This window comes from Rhodococcus sp. BUPNP1 (genome assembly GCF_002215235.1).
Taxonomy (GTDB): domain Bacteria; phylum Actinomycetota; class Actinomycetes; order Mycobacteriales; family Mycobacteriaceae; genus Rhodococcus.
This window is the reverse complement of the sequence record NZ_NERM01000034.1, coordinates 1-20,768: the sequence shown is the minus strand read 5'-3', so window position 1 is coordinate 20,768 and position 20,768 is coordinate 1. Positions and strand designations below refer to the sequence as shown.

Below are 20,768 nucleotides of genomic sequence, written 5' to 3'. Positions count from 1 at the left end.
CCCACCTGAGGAAAGGAGGTTGTATGTCCTCTTTGTGGCGTCGCACTGCGCGATATGAGGGGAGAATGGCGGCGGGAAGTACCGGAGATGGGAGTGACGGGGCATGAGGGCGACAGCCGAGTCGGGAGAGGTGTGGTCGGCGGAGCGCCTGTTCGCGGGACCGGGAGAAAGCCAGGAACGCTTTCGGAAGACCGATTGGTCGGCTACGCCCCTGGGGCCGGTGGAGTCGTGGCCCGCGGAGCTGCGCATGGCGGTGCGGACGGTGCTGCCGTCCGAGGTGCCGATGCTCCTGTGGTGGGGACCGCAGCTGGTGCAACTCTTCAACGACGCGATCATCCCCGTCCTCGGTGACAAGTACCCCGCGGCGGTCGCCCAGCCGGCACCCGAGTGCTGGCACGAGGTGTGGGACGAGGTCGGAGCCCGCGTCGAACGGGCGATGGCGGGTACGGCGACCTTCGCCGAAGAGGAACTGCTGTTCATGCAGCGCCACGGCTACGAGGAGGAGACCTACTGGACCTTCTCCTACAGCCCGATCCGCGACGAGTCCGGCGAGGTGGCAGGGGTGTTCGTCGCGACCACCGATGTCACCTCGCGGGTGCTCGGTGAGCGTCGTCTGGAGGCCCTGAGCCGTCTCGGCACGGTGGCGATCACCGATTCGGGAATGTCGGTGATCGAGACGTGCCGGAACGCGTTGGACGCGCTCGCGCCCAGTCATCAGGACATTCCGCTGGCCGCGCTGTTCCTCGACAGTCGGGTGGTGGATCCCGATGATCCGCAACCGAACTGGAAGCAGCTCGCCGCAATCGGAACGAAGCCCGGCTTCTCTGGTTCCCTGCTCGGACCGGATGAGGACCAGCTGCTGTCGAAGGCCGCCAGGGCCTCCGAACCCTTCGTCGTCTCCGGCGTCGCCGAGCGTTCCCCGAATCTGCTCGACCCGCAGCGAACCCTCGGAGACCATCCGATCGGCACCATCCTCCTCGTGCCGTTGACGGCGTCGGGACACGACTTCCCGCTCGGTGTCCTCGCCGTCGGACTGAGTCCGTACCGGGTGTTCGACGCCGCGTACTCCACCTTCGTCGAACTCGTCGCCACCAAGATCTCGGGACTGCTGCGTGATGCGTCGGCGATGGATGCCGAGCGTCGCCGGGCCGATGCGTTCGCGGCGCTCGACGCTGCCAAGACCCGGTTCCTCGAATCGATCAGCCACGAGTTCCGCACACCGCTCACACTGCTCCTCGGCCCGTTGCAGAGCATGCTCGACGAGGCCACGACGCTGACGGACGCGCAGCGACAGTCGCTGGAGGTCTCTCAGCGCGCCGCGATCCGGTTGCGGCGACTCGTCGACGCGTTGCTCGAAGCGACGCGTGCCGAGACCGACCCGTCGCGAAAGCCCCTGAGGTCGACCGATCCGGCGGCGCTCACGGCCGAATGTGTGGACCTGTTCACCGACGCGGCTCAACGTGCGGGCCTGGACCTGCGCAGCCGGATCGCCGACGCGGCGGCCGAGCAGACCCGGCTCGATCCCCAGACGTGGGCCCATATCGTGCTGAACCTGCTCTCGAACGCGATCAAGTACACCCCCTCGGGATCGATCGATGTGGATCTGGACGTCGAGGACGATCTGCTGGTCCTGAAGGTCGCCGACACCGGTCTCGGCATTCCGGAATCGGAGCTCGGTCGCATCTTCGAACGGTTCCATCGCGTCGAGAGCGTCGGGGGACGCAGTCAGGAAGGCATCGGGCTGGGTCTGTCCCTCGTCTCGGACTGGGTCCACACGCTCGGCGGAAGTGTGACCGTGTCCAGTGAGCTCGGGCACGGCAGCACCTTCACCGTGTCCGTTCCCCGCGTCCTCGACCCGACCTCGGAGTCGCCGGCGGGAACCGTCCCGGGGGATCTGAGCGCCATGTACATCGGCGAAGCGCAACAGTGGGACAGGGTCGCTTTCGACGAGGACGAATCGTCCACGCAGGGAGAGGATGTGGAATCGTTGCCACGGATCCTCGTGATCGAGGACAACGCGGACATGCGTGACTATCTGACGCAGTTGTTGCGTCGCCAGAGCTGGCACGTGGATGCGGTGGGGGACAGCGATGCCGCCCTCGAGCGGATCCGATCGCGACCGCCGCATCTCGTCCTCAGCGACATCATGCTCCCCGGTCGGGACGGGGTGGAGCTGCTCGGGGAGATCCGCCGCGACCCGGCGACCTCCCGTTTGCCGGTCATCCTCCTGACGGCACGGGCCGGCGCGGAGGCCACGATCGGCGGTCTGCGTACCGGCGCCGACGATTACATCACCAAACCGTTCCATCCCGACGAGCTCATCGCCCGTGTGCGCGTGAATCTCGAATTGTCGTGGCTGCGTGAGCAGATGCTCGCCGCGCGGGAGCGTGAGTCCGACCAGTTGAAGACGGCCCTGGAGACCCGGTCGACACTGAGCAAGGCCGTCGGACTGATGATGGCCACGTTCAAGTGCGACGCCGACGCGGCGTTCGACAAACTCGTCGCCTTCTCCCAGCACCGCAACGTCAAGGTGCGTGAGATCGCCGAGCAGATCGTCGGTGACTACACCGCCTCGCTCAGCAATTCGTCGGGGTAGTGCTCTGCGCCTTCGGTTCCGCCGCTGCTACTGCAGACCGTGAGCGCGGTGACGGATCAGGCCCCCGCGTACAGCTTGTCGATCTCCTCGGCATACTTCGCATCGATGGGCTTGCGCTTGAGCTTCATCGTCGGGGTCAGCTCGTCGCCGGAGGGTTCCCAGATCGTCGGCAGCACCGTGTACTTCTTGATCTGCTCGACCCGCGACAACTTGCTGTTCGCCTCCTCGACCGATTTCGCGATCGACTCGAGGACCACCGGATGCCGGGAGAGCTCCTCGTGGGTTCCGCTGAGACCGTGTTGTTCGGCGAAAACGGCCAGGGCATCGGGATCGAGCGCGAGCAGCGCGACGTTGTAGGGGCGGTCGTTGCCGATGGCGACGGCGCCACCGAGCATCGGGCAAGCGGCCCGCAGGGCGCCTTCGATGTTGGCGGGCGACATGTTCTTCCCCGCCGCGTTGACGATGATCTCCTTCTTGCGGTCGATCAACCGCAGGTAGCCGTCCGCGTCGATCTCACCGATGTCGCCTGTGTGCAACCAGCCGTCGGAATCGATTGCGTCGGCGGTCTTCTCGGGGTCGTTGCGGTAACCCTTCATCAGTAGTGGACCGGAGACGAGCAGTTCGCCGTCCTCGGCGATCCTGATCTGCGCGCACGGCACGGCCTGCCCGACGGTGCCGATGCGGATGGCGCCCGGCCGGTTCATCGTGACCACGCACGAGGTCTCCGACATGCCCCACACCTCGGAACACGGGATGCCGAGGGCGAGAACGAACTCGAGGACCTCCGGTGAGATCGCCGCGGCACCGGTGACGGCGGCGCGGACCTGGTCGAGGCCGAGCTTGCCGCGGATCGCGGACAGCACCAGCCTGTCGGCCACCGCGTGCTGCACCTCGAGGGTGCGGGGGACCGGTTTGCCGTCGGACTGCAGCCGTGCACGCTTGCGTCCGACGTCGATTGCCCACAAGGCGAGCTTCTTCTTGATCGGGCTCGTCTCCTCGGCGAGGGTCTTGTCGATCGCGGCCTTGAGCTTGTACCAGACCTGGGGGACGGCGCCGAAGAGCGTCGGCCGCAGGCTCGGCAGCACGGTGATGGCCTGCTTGAGGTCGTCGAGCGTGGTGATCTGCATGCCGCTGTACAGGCTCGAGTAGTGCGAACCCCAGCGGTTGGCGATGTGCGCGTCGGGCAGATACGACAGGATCCGGTCGTCCGGACCGGTGGGCAGATACGAGCTCGTCGCCTCGAGTTCGGCGAGCAGGTTGGCGTGGGTGAGTTCGACACCCTTCGGCGGGCCCGTGGTGCCGGAGGTGTAGATGAGGGTCAGCAGGTCGGACGGCTGCACGGCCTTCCAGGAGGCCTCGAAGTCGAAGGACGGGTCGGCGGCGGCCTCGAGGTCGTCGAGGGACATGGTGCCCTCGGGTTTGCCGTCGATGCACACCAGGTGCTCGACCTTGGTGTCACCGATCGCTTGCCGCAGGACGGGGACGAACTGTTCCTCGGCGATCATCACGTGGTTGCCGGCGTTGCCGAGCACGTACGAGATCTGTTCGGCGGTCAGCGAGTTGTAGATCGAGAACGGCACCGCGCCGAGGTGGATGGCGGCGGTGTCGAGGAGGTGGAATTCGGGCCGGTTGGTGAGCATGAGGCCGACGGTGTCCCCGCGGTTCACGCCGAGTCCGGCGAGTCCGGCGGCGAGGCGTTCGACGCGCTGCGCGTATTGGCGCCAGGTGTAGGAGACGGAATCGTCGGGGGTGCGCAGCGCGACCTTGTCGGGGTACGCCGCGGCGGTGGTCTGGAAGGCTTCGCAGAGGGTCGACGGTGAGGTGGCACGAGGGGTCATCACTGGCTCCCGAGGTCGAGTGTGGCGAAAGTGTAGGACGAAGTGCGTACATCCGTGGTCGGATTTGCCGGATTGTTGCGCCGGAATCCAGCGGCGATGCAGGCAGGCGTTTGGTCCTGCCCGTCTCGGGTACCGCCGGGGATATGACCACCGTGGATCGCATCGCGGATCCGTGGGGTTCGCGCACACCCTACGGACCCGGGGAACACTGGCCCACCCGCGTCGACACCTATCTCGCCGACGGACTGATCGAGGACGACGTCGACAGGTGGGTGCAGTCGGCGACCATCCTGCATTCCAACGGCGACGGCCTCGACATCGCCGTCAAGGACGGGCGCATGGTGGGGGTGCGCGGACGCGCCGTCGACCGGGTCAACCACGGCCGGCTCGGCCCCAAGGACCTGTTCGGCTGGCAGGCGAACCACTCGGAGGATCGGCTCACCACCCCGCTGATCCGCCGCGACGGCAAGCTCGTCGAGACCGACTGGGACACCGCGATGGATGCCGTCGCCGGTCGCACGAAGCAGCTGCTCGACGAGCGCGGCCCCAGCTCGGTCGGTTTCTACACCACCGGACAGTTGTTCCTGGAGGAGTACTACACCCTCGCACTCATCGGGCACGGTGGCATCGGCACCAACCACATGGACGGCAACACGAGGCTGTGCACGGCGACGGCGGCCGCTGCCCTCAAACAGTCCTTCGGGTGCGACGGCCAACCCGGCTCCTACGCCGACATCGACCATGCCGACGTCATCGCGCTGTACGGACACAACATGGCCGAGACACAGACGGTGACGTGGACGCGGATCCTCGACCGGCTCGCCGGACCGAATCCGCCCGCGGTGATCTGTGTGGATCCGCGGCGGACGCCGGTCGCGCGGGCCGCGACGGTGCACCTCGCCCCGCGCCCGGGCACCAACGTCGTCCTCATGAACGGGCTGCTCCACGAGATCCTGCGACGCGGGTGGATCGACGAGAAGTACATCGAGGACCACACCGTCGGATTCGACGAACTGCGCACCCAGCTCGACGACTATCCCCTCGAGAAGGCCGCCGAGATCTGCGACGTCCCCATCGAGGATCTGCGGGAGGCCGCTCGCCTGCTCGGCACGGCGGAGCGGCTGCTCTCGACGGTTCTGCAGGGCTTCTACCAGTCCCATCAGGCCACCGCGGCCGCCGTGCAGGTGAACAACATCCATCTCGTGCGCGGCATGCTCGGCAGGCCCGGTTGCGGAGTCCTCCAGATGAACGGGCAGCCCACCGCGCAGAACACCCGCGAATGCGGCGCCGACGGCGACCTGCCGGCCTTCCGCAACTGGGCCAACGAGTCGCACGTCGAGGACCTCGCGCGGGTATGGAACATCGATCCGATGCGGATCCCGCACTACACCGCCCCCACCCACCTGATGCAGATGATGCGGTACGTCGAGGACGGCTCGATCCGCTTCCTCTACGTGAGTGGGACGAACCCGGCCGTGTCCCTGCCGGAACTGCGCCGGGTGCGCGAGATCCTCACCCAGGACAGGCTTTTCCTCGTGGTGCAGGACATTTTCCTGTCCGAGACCGCGCAGCTCGCCGACGTCGTCCTGCCCGCCGCGACGTGGGGTGAGAAGACCGGCACGTTCACCAACACCGACCGGACCGTGCACCTGTCGGAGAAGGCCGTCGAACCACCCGGACAGGCCAGGCCCGATCTCGACATCTTCGTCGACTACGCGCGCCGGCTCGACCTGCGGGACAAGGACGGCGACCCGCTCGTGAAGTGGTCCACGCCCGAGGAGGCCTTCGAGGCGTGGAAGGAGTGCACGGCCGGGCGGCCCTGCGACTACACGGGCATCACCTACGAGAAACTCCGTGGCGGAAGCGGAATCCAGTGGCCGTGCAACGCCGACGCTCCCGACGGGACCGAACGTCTCTACGAGGGCGGAAAGTTCTGGGCCGCACCGGACTACTGCGAGAACTACGGACGCGACATGGTCACCGGGGCGCCGGTCGAACCCACCGAGTACCAGGCTCTGAATCCCTTCGGCAAGGCGATCATCAAGGCGGGGGAGTATCTTCCCCCGCACGAGACGGTCTCCGACGAGTATCCCTATCTGCTCACCACCGGCCGCACGCTCTACCACTTCCACACCCGCACGAAGACCGGTCGCGCCCCGCAACTGCAACGCGCTGCCCCGGAAGTGTGGGTGGAGATGTCGGCGAGCGACGCCGAGCGGCACGGCTGGTCGGAGGGCGACCTGCTGCGGGTCGACACCCCGCGCGGGCACGTCACCGCGCGGCTGCGGATCAGCGGGATCCGGACCGGGGTGCTGTTCCTGCCGTTCCACTACGGCTACTGGGACACCCCCGCGGGTCACGAACCGGCGCTCGAGGGGCGCGCGGCCAACGAACTGACCTTCACCGACTGGGACCCGGCGTCGAAGCAACCCCTGTTCAAGTCGGGTGCCGCGCGCGTCGAACGGGTCGCCGTCGCCGACGACGGGCCGTCCGCGGCGCCGACCACCACCGCCTCGGCGCCCGTCTCCGACGCTGTGCCTGCCACTTCGGGTGGACCGGACGCCGAGATCACCGAGACGCTCGACGACGGAGGGCCGCGATGAACAAGGTGTCCCTGGCGATCCGTGAACTGCACCGATCGGAGAACGACCTGGCGACCGAACTGCTGCGCACCGCGGACCGGCACAAGGTCGACCACGAGATCTTCCACGTGGCCCGCGACATCGCCGGCTGGTCGCAGCAGCACGTGCGCGAACTCGCCCGCGTCGGTCACGACTACGACCTCGATCTCGACGACGAGCCCCAGGGCGTCCACGAGGTGCTCGCAGAGGTGCGGCGGAAGGGAAGCGAGATGCTCGGACGCCGGCACGCCCCGAGTGTCCTGCTGCTGCGGGACCTGCGCACCGTGCACCGCATGGCGGCGGGCGTCTCGCTCGACTGGGAGATCCTCGCCCAGACGGCGCAGGCCCTGAGCGACCGCGAACTGCTCGCCCTCTCGAAACGCTGCCATCCCCAGACCCTGCGTCAACTGCGCTGGGCGAACGCGAAACTCAAGGAGATCGCCGCACAGACGGTCGTCACCGACTGAGCGGTGCCACCGTCAGGGCCGTTCGAACCTCTCCTCGCGCCCGAGTCTGCGCAGCCGGATCCACTCGCGCAGGCCGGCCGGGTCGCGGCGGGTGATCAGGAAGTACCAGCCGAACCGCACCCATTCCTGGGGCAGCAACCGGCGCAGTCCCGGCTGCGAGAGCAGGTAACCGCGGTTGCGGTAGGTGAAGAACCGCTTGGTGTCGTTGTCCGGATACTGCGTGTGCATCCGGCCACCGAGGATCGGCTTGAACTCGTCGGCACCGTCCGGGTGCAGGTAGGCCGTCTGCAAACAGGTGCCGAACGGCAGGCCCGACCGGACGAGACGGCGGTGCACCTCGACCTCGTCGCCGCGGACGAACAGGCGCAGGTCGGGCACGCCCACCGCGTCGATCGCCGCGGCCGTGAAGAGGGCGCCGTTGAACAACGAGGCGATGCCGGGCAGCAGGTCCTCGTCGCCGAGTTCGTGCCGCCACCGCCGCCACACCACACCGCGGCGCAGCGGGAAGGCGAGGCGATCGGGCTGCGCGATGTCGCACACGACCGGCGACACCTCGGCCAGGCCGTTGCGCTGCGCGCAGTCGAGCAGCGTCGCGAGCACGTCCGGTCCCTCGGGGCGGCCGTCGTCGTCGGCGAGCCACACCCGGTCGGCTCCGAGCGACAGTGCGTACAGGATGCCGAGGGCGAAGCCGCCCGCGCCGCCGAGATTGTGCTTCGAACCGAGATAACTCGTGGGCAGGTCCACGGCGTCGACGAGCTCGCGCACCGCGTCCTCGTCGCCGTTGTCGACCACCACGAGATGGTCGAGCGGACGGGACTGCGAGGCAAGAACTTTCAGCGAATCCGCCAGCAGCTCACGACGGCGGTGCGTGACGACGACGCCGATGATCCGTTCGTCAGCCACCGTTCGAACCCGTCGAGGCCGCGGCGTCGTGGGGGGACTTCGCGATCCGCTCACGCTCGAGCTCGTGGAGGATCGTGCGCACGTGATCGCCGGCCTCGTCGCCCTCGTAGGCGCGCACCACGTGCTCGATGTCGCCCTGCTCACGGATCTGACCGTGGTCGATCCACATCGCCTGGTCGCACAGCTGGGCGAGGAACTCGTTGGAGTGGCTGGCGAACACGAGGATGCCCGAACGCGCGACGAGATCCTGCAGACGCACGCGCGCCTTCTTCATGAACTCCGCGTCGACCGCGCCGATGCCCTCGTCGAGCAGCAGGATCTCGGGGTCGATGCTGGTGACCACGCCGAGCGCGACGCGCACCCGCATACCGGTCGAGTAGGTGCGCAGCGGCATGTTGAGGTAGTCGCCGAGCTCGGTGAACTCGGCGATCTCGTCGACCTTGGCCAGCATCTGCTTGCGGCTCATCCCGAGGAACATGCCGCGGATGACGATGTTCTCGTAACCGGAGATCTCCGGGTCCATGCCGACGCCGAGGTCGAACACCGGCGCGACGCGGCCCTTCACCCGGGCGTGGCCGCGGGTGGGCTCGTAGATCCCCGAGAGCAGACGCAGCAGCGTGGACTTGCCGGCGCCGTTGTGGCCGACGAGCCCGACGCGGTCGCCTTCCTTCAGCGACATCGTGATGTCGCGCAGAGCCTCGACGACCACGACGTCGGAGTTGTTGCGGCCGATCGCTCCGCCCGCCTTACCCAGGAAGGCCTTCTTCAAGGAGCGGGTCTTGGCGTCGAAGATGGGAAAGTCGACGCACGCGCCGCGCGTTTCGATGCTGACCCGACTCACGATGCTGCTCCAGACGCTGACACGGGACCCGAGCGTACCCGTCGCGCCGATACCCGAGTCCCGGGGCGTACCCGGTGGGACTACAGGTACTGGCCGGTTCCGGGGTGGGTCTGGCCGGGGATCTGCTGATCGTTCTGGCCGTGACCGCCGTGCACGGCACCGGACGGGAGGGCTCCCTGACGCATCTGCTCGAGCTGGGCACGAGCGGCCATCTGCTGAGCGAACAGCGCCGTCTGGATGCCGTGGAACAGACCTTCGAGCCAGCCGACGAGCTGGGCCTGCGCGATGCGCAGCTCGGCGTCGGAGGGCACTGCGTCCTCACCGAAGGGCAGCGCGAGCCGCTCGAGTTCTTCCCGCAGGTCGGGGGCGAGGCCCTGACCGAGTTCGCGGATGGACGACAGGTGGATGTCCTTGAGCCGGGTGCGGCTGGCGTCGTCCAACGGCGCGGCCTTCACCTCTTCGAGGAGCTGTTTGATCATGGTGCCGATCCGCATGACCTTCGCCGGCTGCTCGACCATGTCGGCCAGGGATTCGCCGCCGTTCTCGGTCTTCTCCTCCTCCTCCGGCCGGCCGTCGGCCTCCACACGGGCCGCCTCCTCACGGGAGACACGGATGGGTCGGCCGTCGGGTCCGATCACGAGAACCTGGTCGTTGTCCGGATGCGTCATGGCTCCATTCTCCCTTTCCCACCCCGGGGGTGCCCGGTTGCCCGAAGGTCCCGGAGTGCCGGGTACCCCGATCGAGCCTACCGAGACGGCAACGCCGAGTGCAGGTACGGCGCGTCCCGATTGACATCGGGACCTAGAGTGTCTGCCATGGCTTACGACGTTGCCCGGATCCGGGGGTTGATCCCCTCGCTCGGGGACGGGTGGATCCATCTCGATCCACGGGCCGGTATGCAGATCCCCGACGTGGTGTCGCGCACCGTGTCCACTGCCTTCCGCAACTCGGCCGCGTCGTCGACCGGACGGCACCTGTCGTCGCGTCGCAGCGCCGCGATCCTCCAGGAGGCGCGCGTCGCGGTCGCGGAACTCGTGGGTGCCGACCCGGACGGCGTCGTCCTGGGTCCGAGCCACGCGGTGCTGCTCGCCTGGCTCGCCGAAGCGCTCAGTTCCCGCCTCGGGCTCGGCACCGGCATGGTCCTCTCACGGCTCGACGACGAGGCGAACATCGCTCCCTGGTTGCGGGTCGCGAGCCGCTACGGCGCGCAGGTGCGCTGGGCCGAGGTCGAGATCGAGACGTGCGAACTGCCCACCTGGCAGTACGAGGAACTCATCACGCCCACCACCCGGCTCGTCGCGCTCACCGCGGCGTCGTCGATCGTCGGCACCGCGCCCGACGTGCGGGTCGTCGCGGATCTCGTCCACGAGGTCGGTGGGCTCATGGTCGTCGACGCCGCCGGCGCCGCCCCCTACGCCCACGTCGACATCGACGATCTCGGCGCCGACGTCATCACCGTCGACATCGCCGCATGGGGTGGCCCGCAGATCGGTGCGCTGGTCTTCGCCGACCCCTCGCATCTCGAACGGGTCCCGGCGATGTCGCTGAACCCGCATGCGCGCGGCGCCGAACGTCTCGAGGTGGGCGGTCACCAGTTCGGTCTGCTCGCCGGTATCCCCGCGTCCATCGACTTCATCGCCTCGCTGGACGACGACGCCACCGGTACGCGCCGCGAGCGTCTCGACATCTCGATCAGCTCGATGCAGAACTACCAGGACGTGCTGTTCGACCGCCTCATGCGGCAGCTCGACAGCCTCACCGGCGTGATCGTGCTCGGCCGCGCATCGAGCCGCGTCCCCACCCTCAGCTTCACCGTCGACGGCGTCCCGGCCGAGAAGGTCGCCGCGCATCTCGCCGACCGCCGCATCGCGACGGTGGCGAGCACCCGCGGATCGAGCCGGCTCCTCGACTCCCTCGGCGTCAGCGACGAAGGGGGAGCGGTGAGCATCGGCCTCGCCCCGTACACCACGAGCTTCGAGGTGGATCAGCTCGTCCGCGAGCTCCGCAACCTCTAGTTGCGTTCGATCCGCAACACGACCTTCCCGACGGTCTCGGGGCTGTCGAGCAGTTCGTGTGCCCGGGCGGCCTCGGTGATCGGCAGCTCGGCGTGCACGACGGGATGGACCTTCGCCTCCTCGATGAGCGGCCACAGATTGGCGCGCACGGAGTCGATGATCTCGCTCTTGCCCGACGGACCCGAGTCCGGACGGCCGCGCAGACCGGTCGCGGCGACGTGACCGCGCTTGGCGAGCAGCTTGCCGAGGTGCAGTTCGCCCTTGGTGCCGCCCTGCATGCCGATGACGACGAGCCATCCGTCGGGAGCGAGGACGTCGATGTTCCGGGACAGGTACTTCGCGCCCATGTTGTCGAGCACCACGTCGGCGCCACCGAAGGTGTTGCGCACCTCGGAGACGAAGTCCTGTTCGCGGTAGTCGATCGCCAGGTCGGCGCCGAGTTCGCGGCAGCGGTCGAGCTTGCCGGCCGAAGCCGTCACCGCCACCTTCGCGCCGAGCGCCTTGCCCACCTGGATGGCGTGCGTGCCGATGCCACCGCCGCCACCGTGCACGAGTAGGACGTCGCCGCGCTTCAGGCCGGCCGTCATCACGACGTTCGACCACACCGTGCACGCGATCTCGGGAAGCGACGCGGCGACCGCGAGGTCGATGCCCTTCGGGACGGGCAGGAGCTGGGAGGCGGGGACCGCGACCTTCTCGGCGTAACCGCCGCCGGTGAGCAGGGCGCAGACCTTGTCGCCGATGTTCCAGCCCGTCACACCCTCTCCGAGTTCGGAGATCACTCCGGAGCATTCGAGGCCCAGGATGTCGCTCGCCCCCGGGGGCGGCGGGTAGAGGCCGCGTCGTTGCAGCAGGTCGGCGCGGTTGACCGCGGTCGCCGCGACATCGAGAAGTACGTGCCCGGGAGGCAGGTCCGGGTCGGGCTGCTCGGTCCACCGGAGAACTTCTGGACCACCGGGTTCGGTGGCGACGATTGCATGCATGTGTTCGACGCTATCGCGTGCGACGCGGTGAGGGGATGATCACTCCGCTCGCGGCGCGCTCACCTGCTCGAAACTACCGTGCAGTAACCGGATCGGGCCGTCGGCATTACACTCCCGGCGTGACCAGCGAACGAGACGAACCCAAGTGGTTGACCGCAAAGGAGCAGGAGGCCTGGCGTCTCTACATGGACGGCAACAACCGTCTCATGAGCGCCCTCGGTCGGTCCCTCAACGATCGACACGACCTGTCGCTGGCGGAATATCGGATCCTGGTCATGCTCTCCGAAGCCCCCGACGGCGCCCTGCGCATGAGCGACCTCGCCGACGGCGTGCTGTCCTCGCGCAGTCGTCTCACCCATCAGATCCGGCGGATGGAGCAGGAGAAGATGGTCGTGCGCAGTTCGTGCCCCGACGACGGTCGCGGTGTGCTCGCCACCATCACCGAGGAGGGCCGGCGGCGTCTGGCGGAGGCCGCCCCCACCCACGTCGACGACGTGCGCAACTACCTCATCGACCTGCTGTCGGCCGACGAACTCGACATGCTGGCGCGGGTCTTCGCGCGCGTCGAGCACACTCTGGCCGACCGCTGAGGTCGCGAAGCGGTTAGGCCCTGCTTGCGTCGAGCGGTTAGGATCTGCCACGGAAGCGTGGCAGAGCGGCCGAATGCACTCGCCTTGAAAGCGAGCTTGGGTAACACCAACGGGGGTTCAAATCCCTCCGCTTCCGCCGAAGCTCCTCACTTGTTCACGCAGGTGAGGAGCTTTTTTGTGTCCGAGGAGTGTGCTCGTCAGTGTCCGGTGGGCACATTTTGGGCACACCTGCTGTCGAGTAGGCGTGATCGAGCACGACCGCAACGGCGTCCAGATCCTCGTCGAACAGGTCGCTGTACGTGTCGAGTGTCATCGCTGCCGAGGCGTGCCCAAGCATCCGCTGGAGAGCCTTCACGTTCACTCCGGCCGCGACAGCCAGAGAGGCCGCTGTGTGCCGTAGATCGTGCGGAGTCACGCGTTCGATTCCCGCGCGCTTCACTGCCAGCTCGAACCATCCGCTGTGGCTGACCGGTCGGCGCATGTGCTTTCCGTCACGGCCCGGGAAGACGAGATCGTCGCGGCCGCGTCCCTCGCACTGCTTCGCCAGCTCGTCGAGGACGAAGGCCGGCACCGGCACGGATCGGACCCTGTCGCCCTTCGTGGTGCCGACGACGTGCTTCGTTCTGACCTGGACCGCGTTCTCGTGCACGGTGAGACGCCGTCGCAGGAAGTCGATGTCCCGTACCCGTAGCCCGATCGCCTCACCCCACCGAAGTCCGCAGTAGGCGAGCACCAGGACGAGCGCACCGTTTCGGCCGGCCTCATGTGCCAGCGACGCAACGTCGTCAGCTGTGAGGTACTTGTGTCGACGCTTCGACTTCCGTGGCAGGTTCTCGACTCCGCGGGCTGGGTTCTTCACGATCCGCCCGTTCTTCACCGCGTCGTCCAGGATCCCCGCGAGGACCCCGTACGCACGGATCACCACGGTGGCCCCGGATCCCTTCACGACGATCTCTCCGGCTTCGTCGAGCTCGTCGCGCCCCATGTCGGCGATCCACCGTTCGACCGTGCCGAGCTTGATGTCAGCGATCCGTGTGGACGACCACCGCGGTTCGACGTGCGTACGCCACGATGAATCGATTGCGTTGTACGTCGAGGCTTTCGTGTCGACCTTCTTGCGCGCCAGCCACTCCGGCGCCAGCTCGCCGACGGTGATGCGGCCGAGGGACGGCGGCACGTACTCGCCGCGCATCTTCTCGACCTCCACGGTGGCCGCGAACCGTTCGGCGTCCCGCTTCGTCCTGAAGCCACGTTTCTTCGACTGGACGCGATCGGGCGTGCGGAAGCGAACCATGTACCGCTTGCCGGCCGCGGTGTCGTAGGACTCAATCGTCGCCATCGATTACTTGGTCCGTTCGTCCTGAGTGAGATATCCAGCCTCGACCGCCCGAACGAGCCACCGGCGCACGGTGGCAGGGGATACGGCGAAGTCGCGTGACATCACAGTCGTCGGCCGACCGTCCTGCAGCCGAATCCATCGGTACAGCGCTGCGAGCTGGGGAAGGTCTTCTTCTGTGATCGTCTTGTCGAATTCGATGCGGTCCCAGAACTCGGGTGCGCTTGCGATTGGCCGGCTGGTGTTCTCGCCCGTGGCAACGCTGATCTCTCGCGCCGCCTCTCGGATGAACGGCTCCATCGAGATCTTCGCAAGTTCTCCCCGTTGGATCGGTGGACCATCGGGCAGCTGCTCTGCGACGAGTCTTGTGACGACGTACTTTCCGCCGTTCGGCTCAATTCTTGCGGTCACGTTATAAGCCAGCCCGTCGTCTGGCCCCGAGGTGACCTCGAGTTCTTCGTAGCCGAGTAGTCCCGGTGCGACCTCGTGGTTTGGCATGGGTGTCGACCTCTTACTGATCTTCGGCATTCGCTAAGCGTGCCTCGTTGTGAGCGGGTTTTTCAACACTCTGTCGTGACTGAGTCTTGCATATCGCGCTCACTCACTGTACAACGGAATGCGCGGGTGATAAATCACCCAATCAGAAACGAGGAGGATCGAGGAAGATGACAGAATCACCGCTCGCCACGGCCGAGGAAGTCGCCGGATATCTGCGGACCACTACAGCGAAGCTTGCCAACGATCGCTATCGCGGTATCGGCCCGAAGTTCGTGAAGCACGGTCGCCGCGTTCTCTACCGCTGGGCGGATGTCTACGCCTGGACCGAGGCGAATCTCATGCAGCGCACCGACGATCGTCCCGGTGCTGCATGATGGCCGGCTACTTCGGCGCCGAACCGACCTGTGTCGGGTGCGATTACCCCCGTCGCCTACACCACTTGCTCGGAGTCGAACACGACTACACCGAGCGACCGAATGAGAACGCCCCCGATGCCGGCCAGGGCATCGAGGGCAACGAATCCACCAACCAGGAAGCAGGAGATTCTGACATGCAGTCTACCGACCCCCAGAGCTACATGGTGCGCCTGATCGTCGCCGGGCTACAGCAGATCGTCGCTCACGCCCAGGACTTCCCCGGCGCGATCGCCTTGATCAACGCCGACGTGACCCGACGGTTCGGATGGGACGCAATCGAATACACCGTCACCACCGGCGACTACGTACGCATGACCACCACAGTCGGCCTCGAAGTCGAGTACCAAATCCTTCGATCCGACCAGCCGGTGCCCGAGGACGAACCCGCGGCCAACACCATCGACTACGCACCCGAGGGGATCCTCGCTGTCCCGATCCCCACGGTCTACCAGAACCTCGAAACGCTCGGACCCGATGCCGATTGGGGCGATGGGGATAACTTCCTTCTCGCCCAGGTCACCTGCGGAGTGTTCACCGGCCAGGTGTGGCGACACGACAGCATCGAACAGGGCCGACCTCACAGCGAAGTCGAAATCACCATCGACTCGACCGGGATGCAGGGCGGCGAAATGTTCCACGACCTGTGCATCCTCCCCGACCAGCTCGAGGACTTCCAGCAGGTGACGAACGCGATCACGACGGCGTACCGGTACATCACGGAGGCCGGACAGTGACCGACCTCGAACTCTTCCTCGTCGTCGCACTCCTCGCCGAGAACATCGCCCTGATCCTCGCGCACATCGTCGACCGGCAGGTCACCGACCGCGACGGCTTCGGAGAGGACGCCTCGACTGCGATGCGCCGACGCCCCCACCTCGAACGCGACCACCTCACCGAAGCGCTCCATACAGGCAGGAGACGCATCCCGTGACGTAACCCGCTGTCCCGATTCGCACATCCCCGCACCTCTGCGAAATGGGAACCAAAGAAATCTTCCCGATGCGGCCGGGGAGTCGACAAACTCCCCGGCCGTGCAGAACGAAAGGACGACGCAACACCATGCGTCACAATAACTCTAGCGCGGACGGACCAGACAGCGCATTCAACGCAGCCCACCGCGACCTGCTCGCCGTGGCGCAGCAGTGGATCGCTCACCAGCCTTCCGGAACGACGTTCACAGCCGCACAGATGGCGCTGTACCTGCCGCCGCACGCGAATGACAAGCCGTGCCGCTTGGGAGCCCTCGTGCGAGAGCTGAACCGCCGCGGGTACATCGAGTTCCACGGGTACGGCCCTCGTGCCGCAGATGGCGATTGGGACGCCCCGGCACGGGTATGGCGGCGCACCGCTCTACAGGTCGAAGGTGAGGCCGCATGAGGGCACTCGACCGCCTCCGCGACCGCTGGCAGGACCAGGGACTCATCTGGAAGGACGGCCCCGGCGACACCGCATCCGCTCAGGCCCCCGGACACTCGCCGGCGGATCGGTCGGTGACCTTCCGGCAGATCTCCGACCAGGTTCTGATGAACAGTCACGCCGACGACAAACAGGCCGTACTCGACGCGGTAGGGCTGACCATGCGGGACCTGTTCGACGACACCGCCGGTGCCAGCTACACATACCGGGACGGGCGCACCGTACACCGCACCTACGACGACAAGGGACGCAAGAAGTTCCGGCAGGCCGGAAACACCAAAGGCCGGGACCTCTACCGCGTCGAACGCTTGGACCAGCTCGCCACCGGCACACCGGTCTACGTCGTCGAGGGTGAGAAGGATGTACACGCCATCGAATCCGTCGGTGGTGTCGCGGTGTGTTCCGCGATGGGAGCGGGCAAAGCGCACCTGTTCGACTGGTCACCGCTGACCGGACACACCGTGGTGATCGTCGCCGACGATGACGGACCAGGGCACAAGCACGCGATGCAGGTGCACGAGATCGTGGAACCCATCGCCGCGGGTGTGGCAGTGACGCAGGCGGCATCGGGGAAGGACGCCGCCGACCACATCGCAGCCGGATACGGACTCGACGAGCTCGTGGTTGTCGACGTGGACGGCAACGCCGGACGCCGACTGAAAGTCACCCGCGGAGCCGACGTGAAGATGCAGCGCGTCAAGTGGGTCATGGAGCATTGGATTCCCGCCGGGTCCCTCACCCTGCTCGCCGGCCGCGAAGGACTCGGTAAGTCCACCATCGCCGCTCAGATCTGTGCTCAGGTCACCCGCGGCCAGCTCGAGGGGGAGTTGCACGGCACACCCCGAAACGTGCTCTACGTGCACTCTGAGGACTCGCGAGAGTTCACCGTCGCCCCGCGACTCAAAGCCGCCGGGGCCGACATGGAGCGGGTGCTGTTCGTCGACGTGGAGACCTCACACACCGACTCGGGAACACTGATCCTGCCGCTCGACACCCTCGCGCTCGAAAAGGTCATCGCGCAGCACCAGGTGGCATTCGTGGTCCTCGACGCCGCCACCTCGAGCATGTCCTCGGAACTGTCCGGCAAGGACGACCGCGCGGTCCGGCAGTACCTCGAACCACTCGCGCAGCTCGCTTCCCGGCAGGGCTGCGTGGTGTTCGGGCTGTGCCACTTCGGGAAGAGGGACGGGGCCGACACCGGAAAACTCATCCTCGGATCGATCGCCTGGTCTCAGGTGGCTCGCTCGGTGCTCTCGGTCGCCAAGGACGACGAGACCGGAAACCTCGTCGTCACCAACACCAAGGGCAACCTCGCGCCGCGCACCCGATCGATGGAAGCTGAGATTGTCTCGACGACCATCACGACCGAGGACGGGGACACCGAAGTCGGCGCGCTGCACTGGCTGGGGGAGACCAACCGCGACGCCCGAGAACTACTCGCCGAGCCGGACGGGACCGACCGCGAGGATCGCAGCGAAGCCGCGGCATGGCTCGAGGACTACCTCACCGAGCACGGTCGCACCCCCGGAAAGGACGTGAAGAACGACGCCCGAAAGGCCGGCATCGCCGAACGCACACTCAAGCGCGCCGCGAAGGAACTCGGTGTCGTCTACACGACCGAAGGATTCCCGAGAACGACCCGATGGGCACTGCCCATACAGTCGGGCCACGACGAACAGTCAGATCTCATGCATGGCCCGACTGGCCCCACTGGCCCAACTGGGGATGACCTGCGGAAACAGTGTGTCCCCACTGTGGCTGATTCGCAGTCGGGCCACACATTCGTGAATGGCCCCACTGGCGACCTGACTGCAATTCCGGGGTGCCCCGAGTGTGGTTTTCCCCTCGACGGAGTAGCCACCGGCATGGCCATGCACCCCGACTGTGAACGACGCGCAAACCACCGCACCGAACTGTTTGGAGGTGACGCAGCATGACGCGGACCGCCCGATCTCCGCAGATCCCCGATCCCATCGCAAGCCTCGTCGATGAACGTCTCACCGGTGCCAGATGCGCCGGCCGATCCCCGCTGTTCGATGCCGAACTCGACGACGAGACCGCCGAGGCCCGGTCGGCGCGTCTGGCGTGGGCACGAACCGAATGCACCCGCTGCCCCGTCCAGGGCCTGTGCCGAACCGCAGCGAGCGAACAAGACCATCCCTTGGGGATGTGGGGCGGCAAGGTCCACGGACTGCCTGGTCGCCCCGGACGGAAGGAACCCGCCGCATGAAGCTCATCACCGACGCGTGTGATGCCCAGGTGGCAACTGCACCCGCGCACCACAGTCGCCCGATCCTGGTGCGTTTCGCCGGCCTCACCATCGCGATGAAACCCCACGAAGCCCGCACCCTCGCCGATCGCCTCCACGACGCCGCCGACCAAGCCGAGGAGACGCAGCAGTGAGCGTGCAACGACTCGACGGAGTAGTCCTCCTCAGCGGCGACAGCATCAACGCAGTGCGTTTCGCCGTCCGCGTCACCATCGCCGCACGACAGCGCAACGGGCAACGTGTCCCCCCTGAAATCACCGAACTTGCACGCCAACTGGCCGTGTACGGACAACAGGACACCGCCAGCCAGACCATGAACAACGCTGGGGTGCAAGCAGATTGGATTAGCACACAGGAGGCCGCGCGGATGCTCGACATCAGCAACCGGCAAGCCCGCCGACTCGCCCCCCAACTCGGCGGCACCCTCCACGCCGGCCGATGGCTGATCGACCGCACCGCCGTCACCAACTACCAGAAGAGGACCGCAGCATGACCGAACCCGACCGGCGCGCACTCGCCGCCGACTACCTCGCATCACTCACCGACACCGAACTGCACCAGTTCGTCGACGAAGCCCGCGGCGTCACCGAAGCCCGTGAACTCGTCCGCCACCTCTTCGCCGACACACAGGAGTAACCATGGATCTGAACCTCGCACAAGCCCAGTCGGTCCTGGCCTCCATCCGCCGCCTCGGCATCGACATCCCCGAACCCATCACCACCGTCGAGGCCCGCGCCAAGGCCATCGCCAAGGCAGCCGAAAGCGTCGCACCCGCCCACCACGACGTGCTCGCCGCGATCATCCGCGCAGTCGACGCCGGCAAGAACCCCGTCGACGACAAAGAGGTGCAACGGATGCTCGCCGGACAGAACCTCGCCAACGACGCGATTCTCCACGGACTCCGCGCCGAAGCCGCCCAGCTGCTCACCGAAGCCCTCATCGAACACCAAGGACTACTGTTCGACGCCTGGCGCATCCAGTTCCAGAAGGCAGCTACCGACCTGACCGCAGCCCACAACGCCCTCGGAGGGATCAGCCTCGCCGACACCGAGAGTGTCGTGCGGATGGGGCCGGACGCCTCCACCGCCTGGTCCACCGCCACCAACGCGCTGACCACACTGCGCGACGTCATGACCGCATGGCAGACCTGGGCCACCACCACACGACAGGTCACCATCAACAACGCCTACGCCGTCCTGAGAGTCGCAGAAGTCGACTGGCACACCTACCGAGACCACCAACTCGCAGGCAGCATCGACTACTGGAAGCTCACCGGACTCGGGATCCGCCTCGACCTCGCCGACGTCGCCACCTACCAGCGCCGCGTTGCCGACCTCCAAGCAGCACAACGAGTCGAAGCAGCAGAAGCCGAACAGAACCGCATGAGCCGTATGCAGCTCAACTGAGGAACTTCCCTCACGCCCTGTATCCCTCCTCATGTGGGGCGTGAGGGAACGGTGCCGGCCGGGGAGAGTTTCTGCCTTGCTACCTCACCCGGCCGGCACCAGCCAGGGCACCAGACCAACAGGGGGAGGAGCTACCCACCCCGCCACCCCAGCCGGGCAGACCCTTGGCATACGGCCCATCCCTCCCCGACACCCCAACACCAGGGGCCGGACAGCATCACCACTGGTCACGACGGGGGGAAGCAACGATGAATCACCCCCACATCCACCCCTTGTGAGGTTCGTATGAGTCGCACCAATGACAGTCGATACCGCCGTAACCGTGCCCGTGTTCTCCGTGGCAACCCCGACTGCCACCTGTGCGGCGAACCCATCGACTCCACCCTGAAGTGGCCGCACCCCAAAAGCGCCAGCGCCGACCACCTCGAACCCGTCAGCCGAGGCGGGGACAACCACGGGCCACTCCAACCCGCACACCTCGGATGCAACTCCCGCCGAGGCAACGACACCGGCCACGGCCGCACCCGCCGACGCAGCGACCGACGCCCACCCGAACCACACCCCGGCCTGATC

The 20,768-nt window shown here is 66.9% G+C and carries 22 protein-coding genes and 1 tRNA gene; 16 read left to right on the top strand and 7 right to left on the bottom strand.

The window, feature by feature from the left end:
• Nucleotides 1-103 precede the first annotated feature (103 nt).
• A complete protein-coding gene (locus tag B9C99_RS22945) occupies nt 104-2,596 on the top strand; it encodes a response regulator (RefSeq protein WP_253250171.1) in 2,493 nt (830 codons plus the stop codon).
• A gap of 56 nt (nt 2,597-2,652) precedes the next feature.
• On the opposite strand, the gene B9C99_RS22940 is transcribed toward B9C99_RS22945, so the two are convergent.
• Entirely contained in the window at nt 2,653-4,434 is a 1,782-nt protein-coding gene (locus B9C99_RS22940; protein ID WP_088899456.1) for a long-chain fatty acid--CoA ligase, read from the bottom strand.
• Nucleotides 4,435-4,577: 143 nt separating this feature from the next.
• Between B9C99_RS22940 and B9C99_RS22935 the strand changes: the two genes are divergently transcribed.
• Entirely contained in the window at nt 4,578-7,037 is a 2,460-nt protein-coding gene (locus B9C99_RS22935) for a molybdopterin oxidoreductase family protein (protein WP_088899455.1), read from the top strand.
• Nucleotides 7,034-7,522 (top strand): hypothetical protein, encoded by a 489-nt coding sequence (locus B9C99_RS22930; protein WP_088899454.1) that lies wholly within the window; start codon nt 7,034-7,036, stop codon nt 7,520-7,522. The genes B9C99_RS22935 and B9C99_RS22930 overlap by 4 nt, the downstream gene beginning before the upstream one ends.
• Nucleotides 7,523-7,534: 12 nt before the next feature.
• Here the strand turns inward: B9C99_RS22930 and B9C99_RS22925 are convergent, their stop codons facing one another.
• From B9C99_RS22925 to B9C99_RS22915, 3 genes are all read right to left on the bottom strand, one after another.
• Entirely contained in the window at nt 7,535-8,425 is an 891-nt protein-coding gene (locus tag B9C99_RS22925) for a glycosyltransferase (protein ID WP_016692663.1), read from the bottom strand.
• Nucleotides 8,418-9,269 carry an ABC transporter ATP-binding protein gene (locus B9C99_RS22920; RefSeq protein ID WP_088899453.1) on the bottom strand — a complete coding sequence of 284 codons (852 nt, stop codon included), beginning with the start codon at nt 9,267-9,269 and terminating at the stop codon, nt 8,418-8,420. The genes B9C99_RS22925 and B9C99_RS22920 overlap by 8 nt, the downstream gene beginning before the upstream one ends.
• A 77-nt stretch (nt 9,270-9,346) precedes the next feature.
• Nucleotides 9,347-9,934, bottom strand: a complete 588-nt coding sequence (locus B9C99_RS22915; protein WP_088899452.1) for a bacterial proteasome activator family protein — start codon at nt 9,932-9,934, stop codon at nt 9,347-9,349.
• 147 nt (nt 9,935-10,081) lie between these two features.
• Here B9C99_RS22915 and B9C99_RS22910 point away from each other — a divergent pair, with 147 nt between their 5' ends.
• Complete coding sequence (locus B9C99_RS22910) at nt 10,082-11,281, top strand: cysteine desulfurase-like protein (protein WP_016692666.1); 1,200 nt, start codon at nt 10,082-10,084, stop codon at nt 11,279-11,281.
• Here B9C99_RS22910 and B9C99_RS22905 read toward each other — a convergent pair.
• The gene (locus tag B9C99_RS22905; protein ID WP_016692667.1) at nt 11,278-12,264 is read right to left on the bottom strand and encodes an NAD(P)H-quinone oxidoreductase; all 987 of its coding nucleotides are present in this window, start codon (nt 12,262-12,264) and stop codon (nt 11,278-11,280) included. The genes B9C99_RS22910 and B9C99_RS22905 overlap by 4 nt on opposite strands.
• A 119-nt stretch (nt 12,265-12,383) precedes the next feature.
• On the opposite strand from B9C99_RS22905, the gene B9C99_RS22900 reads away from it, so the two are divergent.
• Together B9C99_RS22900 and B9C99_RS22895 are read left to right on the top strand one after the other, a co-directional pair.
• A complete protein-coding gene (locus tag B9C99_RS22900) occupies nt 12,384-12,854 on the top strand; it encodes a MarR family transcriptional regulator (RefSeq protein WP_016692668.1) in 471 nt (156 codons plus the stop codon).
• Between the two features lie 51 nt (nt 12,855-12,905).
• Nucleotides 12,906-12,990 (top strand) — tRNA-Ser (locus tag B9C99_RS22895).
• A gap of 18 nt (nt 12,991-13,008) precedes the next feature.
• Here the strand turns inward: B9C99_RS22895 and B9C99_RS22890 are convergent.
• Together B9C99_RS22890 and B9C99_RS22885 are read right to left on the bottom strand one after the other, a co-directional pair.
• Nucleotides 13,009-14,193, bottom strand: a complete 1,185-nt coding sequence (locus B9C99_RS22890; protein ID WP_088899451.1) for a tyrosine-type recombinase/integrase — start codon at nt 14,191-14,193, stop codon at nt 13,009-13,011.
• Nucleotides 14,194-14,196: 3 nt separating this feature from the next.
• The gene (locus B9C99_RS22885; RefSeq protein ID WP_088899450.1) at nt 14,197-14,718 is read right to left on the bottom strand and encodes a hypothetical protein; all 522 of its coding nucleotides are present in this window, start codon (nt 14,716-14,718) and stop codon (nt 14,197-14,199) included.
• A 137-nt stretch (nt 14,719-14,855) separates the two neighbouring features.
• Here B9C99_RS22885 and B9C99_RS22880 point away from each other — a divergent pair, with 137 nt between their 5' ends.
• From B9C99_RS22880 to B9C99_RS26045, 10 genes are all read left to right on the top strand, one after another.
• Nucleotides 14,856-15,062: a hypothetical protein gene (locus B9C99_RS22880; RefSeq protein ID WP_006553486.1), complete on the top strand. Its 207-nt coding sequence runs from the start codon at nt 14,856-14,858 to the stop codon at nt 15,060-15,062.
• A 176-nt stretch (nt 15,063-15,238) separates the two neighbouring features.
• On the top strand, nt 15,239-15,838 hold the full coding sequence (locus B9C99_RS26205; RefSeq protein WP_253250170.1) for a hypothetical protein: 600 nt from the start codon (nt 15,239-15,241) through the stop codon (nt 15,836-15,838).
• Nucleotides 15,835-16,035: a hypothetical protein gene (locus B9C99_RS22870; protein ID WP_088899449.1), complete on the top strand. Its 201-nt coding sequence runs from the start codon at nt 15,835-15,837 to the stop codon at nt 16,033-16,035. Before B9C99_RS26205 ends, B9C99_RS22870 begins: the two co-directional genes overlap by 4 nt.
• A gap of 442 nt (nt 16,036-16,477) precedes the next feature.
• Complete coding sequence (locus B9C99_RS22860; protein WP_088899448.1) at nt 16,478-18,457, top strand: AAA family ATPase; 1,980 nt, start codon at nt 16,478-16,480, stop codon at nt 18,455-18,457.
• Nucleotides 18,454-18,750: a WhiB family transcriptional regulator gene (locus B9C99_RS22855; RefSeq protein ID WP_088899447.1), complete on the top strand. Its 297-nt coding sequence runs from the start codon at nt 18,454-18,456 to the stop codon at nt 18,748-18,750. The genes B9C99_RS22860 and B9C99_RS22855 overlap by 4 nt, the downstream gene beginning before the upstream one ends.
• On the top strand, nt 18,747-18,923 hold the full coding sequence (locus tag B9C99_RS25970) for a hypothetical protein (protein ID WP_172415065.1): 177 nt from the start codon (nt 18,747-18,749) through the stop codon (nt 18,921-18,923). The genes B9C99_RS22855 and B9C99_RS25970 overlap by 4 nt, the downstream gene beginning before the upstream one ends.
• Nucleotides 18,920-19,282: a DNA-binding protein gene (locus tag B9C99_RS22850; protein ID WP_088899446.1), complete on the top strand. Its 363-nt coding sequence runs from the start codon at nt 18,920-18,922 to the stop codon at nt 19,280-19,282. The genes B9C99_RS25970 and B9C99_RS22850 overlap by 4 nt, the downstream gene beginning before the upstream one ends.
• Nucleotides 19,279-19,425 (top strand): hypothetical protein, encoded by a 147-nt coding sequence (locus B9C99_RS25965; RefSeq protein WP_172415064.1) that lies wholly within the window; start codon nt 19,279-19,281, stop codon nt 19,423-19,425. The genes B9C99_RS22850 and B9C99_RS25965 overlap by 4 nt, the downstream gene beginning before the upstream one ends.
• 2 nt (nt 19,426-19,427) lie before the next feature.
• Nucleotides 19,428-20,195, top strand: coding sequence for a hypothetical protein (locus B9C99_RS22845; protein ID WP_088899445.1), 768 nt, complete (start codon nt 19,428-19,430; stop codon nt 20,193-20,195).
• Between the two features lie 285 nt (nt 20,196-20,480).
• The coding region (locus tag B9C99_RS26045; RefSeq protein WP_216359320.1) for an HNH endonuclease at nt 20,481-20,768 on the top strand (288 nt) is incomplete at its 3' end.

Bases quoted from the DNA above. Each gene is read 5' to 3' on its own strand.
- B9C99_RS22945 (WP_253250171.1), top strand. From the start codon at position 104: ATGAGGGCGACAGCCGAGTCGGGAGAGGTGTGGTCGGCGGAGCGCCTG.
- B9C99_RS22940 (WP_088899456.1), bottom strand. From the start codon at position 4,434: ATGACCCCTCGTGCCACCTCACCGTCGACCCTCTGCGAAGCCTTCCAG.
- B9C99_RS22935 (WP_088899455.1), top strand. From the start codon at position 4,578: ATGACCACCGTGGATCGCATCGCGGATCCGTGGGGTTCGCGCACACCC.
- B9C99_RS22930 (WP_088899454.1), top strand. From the start codon at position 7,034: ATGAACAAGGTGTCCCTGGCGATCCGTGAACTGCACCGATCGGAGAAC.
- B9C99_RS22915 (WP_088899452.1), bottom strand. From the start codon at position 9,934: ATGACGCATCCGGACAACGACCAGGTTCTCGTGATCGGACCCGACGGC.
- B9C99_RS22910 (WP_016692666.1), top strand. From the start codon at position 10,082: ATGGCTTACGACGTTGCCCGGATCCGGGGGTTGATCCCCTCGCTCGGG.
- B9C99_RS22905 (WP_016692667.1), bottom strand. From the start codon at position 12,264: ATGCATGCAATCGTCGCCACCGAACCCGGTGGTCCAGAAGTTCTCCGG.
- B9C99_RS22890 (WP_088899451.1), bottom strand. From the start codon at position 14,193: ATGGCGACGATTGAGTCCTACGACACCGCGGCCGGCAAGCGGTACATG.
- B9C99_RS22885 (WP_088899450.1), bottom strand. From the start codon at position 14,718: ATGCCGAAGATCAGTAAGAGGTCGACACCCATGCCAAACCACGAGGTC.
- B9C99_RS22880 (WP_006553486.1), top strand. From the start codon at position 14,856: ATGACAGAATCACCGCTCGCCACGGCCGAGGAAGTCGCCGGATATCTG.
- B9C99_RS26205 (WP_253250170.1), top strand. From the start codon at position 15,239: ATGCAGTCTACCGACCCCCAGAGCTACATGGTGCGCCTGATCGTCGCC.
- B9C99_RS22860 (WP_088899448.1), top strand. From the start codon at position 16,478: ATGAGGGCACTCGACCGCCTCCGCGACCGCTGGCAGGACCAGGGACTC.
- B9C99_RS22855 (WP_088899447.1), top strand. From the start codon at position 18,454: ATGACGCGGACCGCCCGATCTCCGCAGATCCCCGATCCCATCGCAAGC.
- B9C99_RS25970 (WP_172415065.1), top strand. From the start codon at position 18,747: ATGAAGCTCATCACCGACGCGTGTGATGCCCAGGTGGCAACTGCACCC.
- B9C99_RS25965 (WP_172415064.1), top strand. From the start codon at position 19,279: ATGACCGAACCCGACCGGCGCGCACTCGCCGCCGACTACCTCGCATCA.
- B9C99_RS22845 (WP_088899445.1), top strand. From the start codon at position 19,428: ATGGATCTGAACCTCGCACAAGCCCAGTCGGTCCTGGCCTCCATCCGC.